Origin of the sequence: Nitrobacter sp., assembly GCF_051535235.1 — a bacterium.
Taxonomy (GTDB): domain Bacteria; phylum Pseudomonadota; class Alphaproteobacteria; order Rhizobiales; family Xanthobacteraceae; genus Nitrobacter.
In genome coordinates, this window is sequence record NZ_JBPPLZ010000009.1 from 43,236 (window position 1) to 54,527 (window position 11,292).

At 63.3% G+C, this 11,292-nt stretch carries 8 protein-coding genes; 3 read left to right on the forward strand and 5 right to left on the reverse strand.

The window, feature by feature from the left end; all coding sequences use genetic code 11:
* The first annotated feature begins 165 nt into the window (after positions 1-165).
* Complete coding sequence (locus ACS3WA_RS12595; RefSeq protein ID WP_438278858.1) at positions 166-876, forward strand: carbonic anhydrase family protein; 711 nt, start codon at positions 166-168, stop codon at positions 874-876.
* A 46-nt stretch (positions 877-922) separates the two neighbouring features.
* On the opposite strand, the gene ACS3WA_RS12600 is transcribed toward ACS3WA_RS12595, so the two are convergent.
* The 5 genes from ACS3WA_RS12600 to ACS3WA_RS12620 all read right to left on the reverse strand — a co-directional run bounded on the left by ACS3WA_RS12600 (position 923) and on the right by ACS3WA_RS12620 (position 8,278).
* Positions 923-1,348: a PAS domain-containing protein gene (locus ACS3WA_RS12600; RefSeq protein WP_438278859.1), complete on the reverse strand. Its 426-nt coding sequence runs from the start codon at positions 1,346-1,348 to the stop codon at positions 923-925.
* 14 nt (positions 1,349-1,362) lie between these two features.
* Positions 1,363-5,256: a methionine synthase gene (gene metH, locus ACS3WA_RS12605; protein WP_438278860.1), complete on the reverse strand. Its 3,894-nt coding sequence runs from the start codon at positions 5,254-5,256 to the stop codon at positions 1,363-1,365.
* A gap of 117 nt (positions 5,257-5,373) precedes the next feature.
* Entirely contained in the window at positions 5,374-6,288 is a 915-nt protein-coding gene (gene metF / locus ACS3WA_RS12610) for a methylenetetrahydrofolate reductase [NAD(P)H] (RefSeq protein WP_438278861.1), read from the reverse strand.
* 331 nt (positions 6,289-6,619) lie between these two features.
* The gene (locus tag ACS3WA_RS12615) at positions 6,620-7,480 is read right to left on the reverse strand and encodes a prephenate dehydratase (RefSeq protein WP_438278862.1); all 861 of its coding nucleotides are present in this window, start codon (positions 7,478-7,480) and stop codon (positions 6,620-6,622) included.
* Between the two features lie 42 nt (positions 7,481-7,522).
* The gene (locus tag ACS3WA_RS12620; protein WP_438278863.1) at positions 7,523-8,278 is read right to left on the reverse strand and encodes a 3-deoxy-manno-octulosonate cytidylyltransferase; all 756 of its coding nucleotides are present in this window, start codon (positions 8,276-8,278) and stop codon (positions 7,523-7,525) included.
* Positions 8,279-8,499: 221 nt separating this feature from the next.
* On the opposite strand from ACS3WA_RS12620, the gene ACS3WA_RS12625 reads away from it, so the two are divergent.
* Positions 8,500-9,069 (forward strand): c-type cytochrome, encoded by a 570-nt coding sequence (locus ACS3WA_RS12625; protein ID WP_438278864.1) that lies wholly within the window; start codon positions 8,500-8,502, stop codon positions 9,067-9,069.
* Positions 9,070-9,382: 313 nt separating this feature from the next.
* Entirely contained in the window at positions 9,383-11,284 is a 1,902-nt protein-coding gene (locus ACS3WA_RS12630; RefSeq protein ID WP_438278865.1) for an extracellular solute-binding protein, read from the forward strand.
* Positions 11,285-11,292 lie beyond the last annotated feature (8 nt).

Consider the following 11,292-nt stretch of genomic DNA (forward strand, 5'->3'; position numbering starts at 1 on the left):
TCCAAACTGCCGACCTCATGGGGTCTGCGACGGGGAATCGACGCAGTTCGAACGACCGTTTGGACGCATCGTTAAGCAAGCCGCGCTACGATCAGGCCTTTGTTGTCGCACGCCATACCGGGCGCGTCGTGCCGACAAGGTGCCGGTCCCGGAAGGAGATTATCGATGTTGAACCGCCGCTTGTTCTGCCAGTGTGCTTCGCTTGCCCTGTTTGCCGGCGCTTCAGTGGGAAGCGCGCGCGCCGAAACCGCGGACTGCGCGGTGTTCACGCCGGATCGGCAGCAGCACATCAGTCCCGACGAGGCGATCGCGCGGCTCAAGGCCGGTAACGATCGTTTCGTCACCGGCGCGACGGTCAACTGCGATCTGATGACACAGGTTCGTGAAACCGCGAAGACGCAGGCTCCGTTTGCAGCTATCGTCGGATGTATCGATTCGCGGGTGCCGCCCGAACTGGTGTTCGACCAGCGCATCGGCGATGTGTTCTGCGCCCGCATCGCCGGTAATTTCATCAACGATGACATCATCGGCAGTCTGGAGTTCGCCACCCAGGTCTCCGGCGCGCGCGCCATCGTGGTGCTCGGACATTCCAGTTGCGGTGCGATCAAGGGCGCGATCGACGGCGTCAAGCTCGGTCATCTGACCGGCGCGCTCGCCCATATCCGGCCTGCGGTCTCGGCCACCAAGGCCGACGGCAAGCCTTCGTCGAAAAACGACGCCTTCGTTCAGGCGGTGGCCGAGACCAATTCGCGCATGGCCGTGGCGGCGCTCACAAAGCGGAGCCCGATCCTGAAGGCGCTGGCGGCGAAAGGCGAATTGCGGGTCGCGGCGGCCATGCATGATCTCGCCACCGGGCGAGTGAGCTGGCTGAGTTGACGGACGCGGATGTTACAGCGTTGTCGAGATCGGAAAGCGAAGGGCTCTAGCGCGGATCTGACGCGGCGCACTTGCGGCGCAGTTCGCGGATTTCCTCGAAGCGGGCGGTGACGTCGCGCAGCACCGACACCAGCCCGGTGATGCGGCCGGCGGCGTCTTTCACCGGCACGATGGTGAATTCGAGCGAGATACGCCGGCCATCCTTGTGAAGCGCGGGAACGGCAAGCACGTCGCCGCCGCTGTAACGGCTTTGCCCCGTCCGCATCACCTCGTGGTATCCGGCCCAGTGCCGGGCACGCAGGCTTTCCGGAATGATGAGGTCGAGCGATCGGCCGGTCGCCTCATCGGCGCAATGGCCGAAGATCCTGACCGCGCCGGGATTCCAGAACGTGATCGTGCCATCGCGATCGGTGGCGATCACCGCGTCCGCCGACGAATGCAGCAGTGCGGCGGCGATCGCGGAGGTGTCCATCAGCTATCTCGCGATCATCCCGCCCGCGCCGCGGTCTTGCGAAGCTGCAAATGGACCGCGCACTGGCAGCCCGGCGGATGATCGGCGACGTCGGCGGATGCGTCGTTGGCGGGCGGTGGCACCGGCGTCGTGGCGGGCTTTCCGGACTGGCCGGGAATGTAGTTCAAAATCGATGCCAGCCAGCGTTCGATCTCGGCGACCTCCATCCCCTTGCGCGCGGCATAGTCCTCGACCTGATCGCGCTCGATCTTGCCGACACCGAAATACTGACTCTCGGGGTGGCTGTAATAGAGACCGGAGACCGAGGACCCCGGCCACATCGCAAAGCTCTCGGTCAGTTCGACGCCAGTGGCGCGCGTCGCGTCCAGCAGGCGGAACAGTGTCGCCTTCTCGGTGTGATCGGGCTGCGCCGGATAGCCGGGCGCGGGGCGGATGCCTTTATATTCTTCCCTGATCAGCTGATCGTTGGTCAGCGCCTCGTCCGGCGCGTAACCCCAGAATTCCGTGCGCACGCGCTGATGCATCCGTTCGGCGAAGGCTTCGGCGAGGCGGTCGGCCAGCGCCTTCACCAGGATGGACGAGTAGTCGTCATTGGCGTTCTTGAAGCGCGCGGCGATTTCATCCTCGCCGAGCCCGGCGGTGACGGCGAAGCCGCCGATATAGTCGGCGATGCCGGTCTCCTTCGGCGCGATGAAGTCCGCCAGCGCGGCGTTGTGGCGGCCCTCGCGTTTCTCGAGCTGCTGGCGCAGCGTGTGATAGGTCGCGATCTGCGTGGTGCGAGTCTCGTCGCTGTAGACGGCGATATCGTCGCCGATGCGGTTGGCGGGCCAGAGGCCGATCACGCCGGAGGCCTTGAACCATTTCTCCTTGACGATTCGATCCAGCATTTTTCGGGCGTCGTCGTAGAGGGCGCGCGCGGTTTCGCCCACCGTCTTGTCGTCGAGGATCGCAGGGTACCGTCCGGCCAGCTCCCAGACCTGGAAGAACGGCGTCCAGTCGATCACGTCAACCAGTTCTTCCAGCGGATAGTCGGTGAATGCCTTGGTGCCGAGGAAGGTCGGCTTGACGGGACGGTAGGTGCTCCAGTCGATCGGCACCGCATTGGCGCGGGCGGCCGCGAGCGGCAGCCGTTTCTTGTCCTGCTGGGCGCGGAAATGGGCCGCGGAAATCTTCTCGTATTCGGCGCGCACCCCTGCGGCATAAGCTTCGCGCCGCTCGGGCGACATCAGCGAGGCGACCACGCCGACGGCGCGGCTGGCGTCGTTGACGTGCACCACCGGCCCGTTGCGATAGTTCGGGTCGATCTTCACCGCGGTGTGGACGCGGCTGGTGGTCGCGCCGCCGATCAACAGCGGCAGGTCAAGGCCCTGCCGCTCCAGCTCGGCTGCGAAATAGCCCATCTCGTCCAGCGATGGCGTGATCAGGCCGGAGAGGCCGACGATGTCGGCCTTCTCGACCTTCGCCGTCTCGATGATCTTGGCGGCCGGCACCATCACGCCGAGGTCGATCACCTCGTAGTTGTTGCACTGGAGCACGATGCCGACGATGTTCTTGCCGATGTCGTGGACGTCGCCCTTGACGGTGGCGAGCACGATCTTGCCGGCGGACGTGCTGCTCGCGCCGTCGATGCCGGCGGCCTGGTTGCGCGCCTTCTCTTCCTCCATGAACGGCATCAGGTAGGCGACCGCCTGCTTCATGACGCGCGCCGACTTCACCACCTGCGGCAAAAACATCTTGCCGTCGCCGAACAGATCGCCGACCACGTTCATGCCGGCCATCAAGGGGCCTTCGATCACCGACAGCGGGCGATCGGCCGACTTCCGCGCTTCCTCGGTGTCCTGTTCGATATATTCGGTGATACCGTTGACCAGCGCATGGCTCAGCCGTTTCTCCACCGGCCATTCGCGCCATGAGAGATCGGCTTCCTTCGCCTGCTTGCCCTGACCACGGAATTTTTCCGCGAGATTGAGCAGGCGCTCCGACGCGCCGGGATCGCGGTTGAGGATGACGTCCTCGCAGACCTGCCGCAGTTCAGGATCGATGTCGTCATAGATAATCATCTGCCCGGCGTTGACGATGCCCATGTCCATGCCCGCCTTGATGGCGTGATACAGGAACACCGAATGCATCGCCTCGCGCACCGGCTCGTTGCCGCGGAACGAGAACGACAGGTTGGAGACGCCGCCGGAAATATGGGCGTGCGGCAGATTCTGGCGGATCCAGCGCGTCGCCTCGATGAAATCGACGCCGTAGTTGTTGTGCTCCTCCAGACCCGTCGCGATGGCGAAGATGTTCGGATCGAAGATGATGTCTTCCGGCGGGAAGCCGACCTTCTCCGTCAGAATGTCGTAAGCGCGTTTGCAGATCTCCATTTTGCGCTGGCAGGTGTCGGCCTGTCCGGTTTCGTCGAATGCCATCACCACCACAGCCGCGCCGTGGCGGCGCGCGATCCGCGCTTCGTGCAGGAACTTCTCCTCGCCCTCTTTCAGCGAGATCGAGTTCACCACCGGCTTGCCCTGAATGCACTTCAGCCCGGCCTCGATCACCGAGAACTTTGATGAGTCGACCATCACCGGCACGCGGGCGATGTCGGGTTCGGACGCGATCAGGTTGAGGAAGGTGACCATCGCCGCTTCCGAGTCCAGAAGCCCCTCGTCCATGTTGACGTCGATAATCTGCGCGCCGTTCTCGACCTGGCTGCGCGCGACGTCGAGCGCGGCGGTGTAGTCGCCGGCTTTGACGAGGTTACGGAATTTGGCCGAACCGGTGACGTTGGTGCGCTCGCCGACATTGACGAAAGGAATGTCCGCCGTCAGCGAGAACGGCTCCAGCCCCGACAGCCGCAGCCGCGGTGCGATGACCGGCACGACGCGCGGCTTGTGCGGCGCGACGGCGGCAGCGATTGCCGCGATATGATCGGGCGTGGTGCCGCAGCAGCCGCCCACGATGTTGACGAGGCCGGCAGCTGCGAACTCGCCGATCAGCCGCGCCATGTAGTCGGGGCTTTCGTCGTACTCGCCGAACTCGTTGGGCAGACCCGCGTTCGGATAGGCGCAAACCAGCGTGTCGGCGACGCGGCCGATCTCGGCGACATGCGCGCGGAGGTCTTCGGCGCCGAGCGCGCAGTTGAAGCCGATGGTGATTGGTTTCGCGTGGCGCACTGAGTGCCAGAATGCTTCCGGCAACTGGCCCGACAAGAGCCGCCCGGACTTGTCGGTGATGGTGCCGGAGACCATCACTGGAATGTCGATGCCGCGCTCTTCGCAGATTTCGGCGATGGCGTAGAGCGCGGCCTTGGCGTTCAGCGTGTCGAAGATGGTTTCGACCAGCAGCAGGTCGGCACCGCCGTCGAGCAGGCCGTTGATCTGCTCGCCATAGGCCTTGCGCAGGTCGTCGAAGGTGACGGCGCGGTAGCCGGGATTGGCGACATCCGGCGAGATCGACGCGGTGCGGTTGGTCGGGCCGATCGCGCCGGCGACGAAACGCGGCCTGCCGTCCTCGGCGCTGACGCGGGCAGCGGCGGCGCGCGCAAGCTTCGCGCCCTCCCGGTTGAGTTCGTAGGCGAGGTCCGACATCTCATAGTCGGCCTGCGCGATCGAAGTGGATGAAAACGTGTTGGTCGCGACGATGTCCGCGCCCGCGCGCAGGTATTGCGCGTGGATGTCCTCGATCGCCTTCGACTGCGTGAGGATAAGGAGGTCGTTGTTGCCGCGCACGTCGCGGTGAAAATCCTTGAAGCGCTCGCCTCGAAAAGCAGCTTCGTCGAATTTCTGCGCCTGGATCATGGTGCCCATGGCGCCGTCGAGCACAAGAATGCGCTCGCGTGCGAGTGCGCGGAGTTTGTCGGCTACTGAGGTTGCTTTGTCGATCACGAGATCACCTGATTGCAATTCGTCATGGCCGGGCATAGCCGTTCGAAGAACGACGTCGCTCGCCTATGGTCTCGGCCATCCACGTCTTTTCAAAGATATCGACTGCCAAGACGTGGATGCCCGGCACAAGGCCGGGCATGACTGAACATAAAATTATGCCGCCTTCCGCGCGGCGTCCGGGCGGATGCCGAGCAGATGGCAGATCGCGAAGACGAGATCGGCGCGGTTCATGGTGTAGAAGTGGAACGTATCGACGCCGCGCTTGGCGAGTTTCTGCACCTGTCCCGCCGCCACGGTCGCCGCGACCAGCTTGCGCGTTTCGGCGTCGTCGTCGAGGCCCTCGAACTTTTCAGCGAGCCAGGACGGCACGGTGGTGCCGGCTTTTGTCACGAAGTTTCTCGCCTGTCTGAAGTTATGCATGGGCATAATGCCGGGCACGATCGGAATGTCGATGCCGCGGGCGCGGACGCGATCGAGGTAGCGAAAATAGAGGTCGTTATCGAAAAAAACCTGGGTGATGGCGCGAGTCGCGCCGGCATCGACCTTGGCCTTGAGGACATCGATGTCGGCATCGATGTCGGGACTTTCCGGATGCTTCTCGGGATAGGCCGAGACGGAGACCTCAATGTCGCCGTGCCGCCGCTTGATGCCGGCGACGAGATCGGCCGAACTGCGGTAACCCTCGGGATGGGTGCTGTAGGCGGTGCCGACGCCGCCCGGCGGGTCTCCCCGCAGCGCAACGATATGGCGGACTCCGATGTCGCGATAGCGGCTGACGATCTCATCGATTTCTCCGCGCGCTGCGCCGACGCAGGTGAGGTGTGCGGCCGGCCGCAGTTCGGTTTCGGACAGGATGCGCGCGATCGTCGAATGGGTGCGTTCGCGGGTCGACCCGCCGGCGCCGTAGGTGACGGAGACAAAGCTCGGGTCCAGCGGCGCGAGGCGGGTGATGGTGTCCCACAGATTGCGCTCCATCTCCTCGGTCTTGGGCGGAAAGAACTCGAACGAGATCGCGGGGTGTTTTTGCGCGGCAATGCCGTCATGCACCGGGGCAGAAGGATCGTTCATAGCTGGTCAAACTCCACCGCGTCGGCCTCAAGTTTGCCGGGCGGACGGTTTCGGAAAAACGCCCTCGCGCATCGACGACCGACGGTTCAATAAAGGCATTCCAGATAGAATAGCCCAGAAACCAGGTCTGATGTGGTGGGAAATAGCCCAATAATCCTGATATATGGGGATAAATAGGCCTAAGTACCAGTCGAGTGGGCAACAAGATTATTCAGTAATAAGTTGTTTTATTGCGATAATTTTCACAGACGACATTGGGAATTGCTAAGCTAACCTAAAGATCGCAGTCGCCCTTCCCATCATCGAAATGCAAGCGCCACGCGATCTGCGATCAGTCCGCCTGTTCGCGGAAGGTCGCGCGGAACGGGTGCCCCGGATAAACCCCGACGATGCGGAATTCCTTGGAAAAGAATTTCAGCTCCTCCAGCGCGAAAACGAGGCTGCGATCGTCCGGGTGGCCATCGACGTCGGCATAGAATTGCGTTGCGAAGAAATTGCCGTCGACCATGTAACTTTCGAGTTTTGTCATGTTGACGCCGTTGGTGGCGAAGCCGCCCATGGCTTTGTAGAGCGCGGCCGGCAGGTTGCGCACCCGGAAGACAAAACTGGTGACGAGCGGTCCGGATCCCTGCTCGGCCCAGCGGGCCTCGCGCGCCAGCACCACGAAACGCGTGGTATTATGGGCTTCGTCCTCGACATCCTCGGCGAGAATATCGAGATCGTGGATTTGCGCGGCGAGGCGCGAGGCGATCGCGGCGCAACTCGGGTCGCCGCGTTCGGCGACAATGCGGGCGGCGCCTGCGGTATCGCCCGACACGATCGGCCGGATGCCGAGCTTGCGAATGATGCGACGGCATTGCCCCAGCGCGTGAACGTGACTTTCGACGGTCTTGATGTCCGAAAGCGCTGCGCCGCGCGGCGCCATCAATTGATGGCGGACCGGCAGGAAGTATTCGCCGACGATGAAGAGTCCCGACTGCGGCAGCAGATGATGAATGTCGGCGACGCGACCGGCCACCGAGTTCTCGATCGGGATCATGCCGAGGGCGGCTTCGCCCGATGCGATCGCGGCGAACGCGTCCTCGAAAGTCGCGCATGGCAACGGCTCGGCGTCGGGATAGGCATCGGCTATGGCGATGTGCGAATTCGCGCCAGGCTCGCCCTGGAATGCGATTTTCATGGTCTTGGTCATCAGGGTCTTCTATCAGCCGCTCTGGTTTTGGCGATAGCGTTTTTAGCGGGCAGTTTGGCCGGAAGCAGCGAGCAGCCGACGAGCGGTTTCGAGGTCGGCGGGAGTGTCGACGCCACGCGGCACGTCATCCACGATCATGATGTCGATCCGCATCCCGCCTTCCAGCGCCCGCAACTGCTCGAGCCGTTCCTGTTGCTCCAGAGGCGAGGGCGGCAGTTCGACGAAGCGTTGCAGGGCTTTGCGGCGATAGGCGTAAAGCCCGATGTGATGGTAGCGCGGACCTTCGCCGTGAGGCGCTGTGGCGCGGGTGAAATAGAGCGCGCGCAGCCGGCGCCGCGCGACCTGCGATCCCACGGCCTTGACGACGTTCGGATTGGCGGCTTCCTCGTCGGTGTGGATTTCCGCGGCCAGCGTCGCGATATCGACCGCGGGATCGGCCAGAGGCTGGAGCACGTCGCGGATAATGTCGGGGCGGATGGTCGGGAAATCGCCCTGCAGGTTGACGATCGTCTCGATACGGCCTTCGGGATCAAGCTTGCCGAGCGCCTCGAACACGCGGTCGGACCCGGACGGGTGGTCGGCGCGGGTCATGATCGCTTCGCCGCCATGGGCCGTCACGGCGGCCGCGATCTCGGGAGTGTCGGTGGCGACCGCGACGCGGCCGATGCCGGCGGTCTCGGCCCGCCGCAGGACATGGACGACCATCGGCAGGCCGCCGATATCCAGCAAGGGTTTTCCGGGCAGCCGGGTCGCGGCCATACGGGCTGGAATCAGCACCAGAGTGCGGCTCTCGGTCATCGGTCGGGAGTTCCACGGCCCGAAGTGAGGGATCGGGAATTGGCAGGACTTTCAAAGGCCGCGGCGTTTATACGGGTTGTCAGGACACCGGCAAACCGTTATCTCGTCCCGCCGGCTCCCGCGATCTGGCCCAGCGGTTCCGGCGGCATTCCGCGGCGTCGGCCGGCCCGACAGCCGACTTCAAAGACTCGGAGCCTGACCACGGACCTGGAGTGGCCAACATGGACTCCTTCGATATCAATAAATTTCTCGGCGTGTTGCTGGGCACCTGCATCTTCGTGCTGGTGATGAATTTCGTCGCCCAGGCTATTTTCGCGCCAGTCGTGCCGGCGAAGCCGGGTTTCAAGATTGACGTCAAGGAAGAGCCGGCCGCGGCTGCCGGCGGCGCCAAGCAAGCGGACAATGCGGCCAAGCCCGCTGCCGAGCCCTCGATCGCGAAGCTGCTGCAGACGGCGTCGGCCGAGAACGGCGCCGCTGCGGCCAAGAAGTGCGCCGCCTGCCATACTTTCGAGAAGGGTGGACCGAATCGCGTGGGTCCCAACCTTTACGGCATCGTCGGGGAGCCGCGCGGCCAGGGCCGCGGGTTCAATTTCTCGGAGGCCATGAAAGCCAAGGGCGGCACCTGGACCTTCGAGGAGTTGAACAAGTTCCTCGCCAACCCGAAGGGATACATCCCTGGCACGGCCATGGGATTCGCCGGCGTGCCGAAGGACAGCGAGCGGGCCGACATCATTGCCTATCTGAACAAGAACTCCGACAAGCCGGAGCCGCTGCCGGCTGCCTCCAAGTAGCACCGGACGATAGCCTCCCGAGCGGCAAAGGCGTTCGGGCTTGCACGTGGAGGGCGAGAAGACAGGCGTCGACCAAAATTATGGTGCGCCGGGCTCTGATGCGATCGGAAGCGGAAGGCTTCCGAGGTTTTAAACGAATGTGAGCCGCGAGGATTTCTCGGCTGTCATATCGTGGACGAGCCTTCAATTATCCGTACCTTTCGCCGCACAAGTGCGGGAGGTGGGGTGGCGTCATCCCGAAAAACCGACATAATCGGCCGAAACAGTGCGTCGCGCCGTAGCGTTGGCGCGTCAACCCGCAGGAATTTTGCATTTGGCTTTCACCCGACGACGTCTTCTTCATGGCGGAGCCCTGATCGCAGCCGCGCCCGCGATCCAGGTCCTGACCGGCGCTTCGGCGTTTGAGACAGCCCGCGCGCAGACCGGGCCGACCGACCTCAAATGGCGGCACGGGGTTTCGCTGTTCGGCGACGTGAAATATCCGGAAGGTTTCAAGCATTTCGACTATGTCAATCCGGACGCTCCCGTGGGCGGCACGGTGCGACAGATCGCGCTCGGCACCTTTGACAATTTCAATCCGGTCGTGTCGGGCGTGAAGGGCTCGATCGCCGGAGCGGTCGGGCTGATCTATGAATCGCTGACAATCCCCTCGCTGGACGAGGTTGCGACGGAGTACGGCGCGTTGGCCGAGTCGGTCGCTTATCCCGACGACTATTCCTTCGTCATCTACCGGCTGCGCAAGGAAGCGAGGTGGCACGACGGCAAGCCGGTGACGCCGGACGACGTGGTCTTCTCGCTCAATGCGTTCAAGACGCACCATCCGCAATATGCCGCTTACTACCGCCATGTGGTGAAAGCCGAAAAGACCAACGAGCGTGACGTCACCTTCACCTTCGACGCGCCCGGAAACCGCGAACTGCCGCAGATCGTCGGGCAACTGATGGTGCTTCCGAAACACTGGTGGGAAGGCGTCGACGCCGCCGGCAAGAAGCGCGACATTTCCGCGACCATGCTGGAACCGCCGCTCGGCAGCGCGGCCTACAGGATCAAGGATTTCGAGGCGGCGCGTTCGGTCACGCTGGAGCGGGTCAAGGATTACTGGGGCTTGAACACCGGCTTCAATGTGGGCCGCAACAATTTCGACGAGTTGCGCTACGAGTATTTCCGCGACAGCACCGTTGCGCTCGAAGCTTTCAGGGGCGGCCAGATCGACTGGCGCATGGAGAACGTGGCCAAGAACTGGGCCACCGCTTATGACTTTCCGGCGGTGAAGGAAGGGCGCGTCATCCTGGAGGAATTCCCCAATCGCAGCTCGGGCGTGATGCAGGCATTTGCTCCCAACCTTCGCCGCGACAAGTTCAAGGACGCGCGGGTGCGGCGGGCGCTGAATTTCGCCTTCGATTTCGAGACCATGAATGAGCAACTTTTCTTCGGTCAGTACAAGCGCATCGCAAGCTATTTCGAGGGTACCGAACTGGCATCGAGCGGCCTGCCCGAGGGCCGGGAGCTTGAAATCCTCGAAACCGTCCGCGCTGAAGTCCCCCCGTCCGTGTTCACGACGCCTTACAGCAATCCGGTCGGCGGAAGTTCCGAGGCGGTTCGCAACAACCTGCGCGAGGGCATGAAACTCCTGAAAGAGGCGGGTTACGAAGTGCGCGGCGGCAGGCAGGTCGACGGCAAGACCGGCGCGCCGTTCGAAATCGAACTGCTGTCGGAAGATCCGAGTTTCGAGCGGGTCCTGCTGTCCTACAAGCCTTCGCTGGAGCGCATGGGTCTTACCGTCAGCATCCGAACCATCGATTCGACACAGTACGAGAACCGGCTGCGGAACTGGGACTTCGACATGGTGGTCGCGTCGTGGGGCGAATCCCTGTCGCCGGGCAACGAACAGCGCGAGTTCTGGGGCTCGCGTGCGGCGGACATGCCCGGCTCGCGCAACGTTGTCGGCATCAAGAATCCCGCCATCGACAAGCTGATCGAGCGCGTGATCTTCGCCAAAGATCGCGCCGATCTGGTTGCCGCGACCCACGCGCTCGACCGCGTGCTGCTGCATCATAATTATGTCGTGCCGCAGTGGACCTATTCGAAAGTGCGCACGGCGCGATGGGATCGCTTCGGCCGGCCGGCCGAAATGCCGAAGTACGGTCTTGCGGCTTTCCCGGCGTTGTGGTGGTACGACGCCGACAAGGCGGCCAAGATCGGCAATCGATCTTGAGGAGTTGT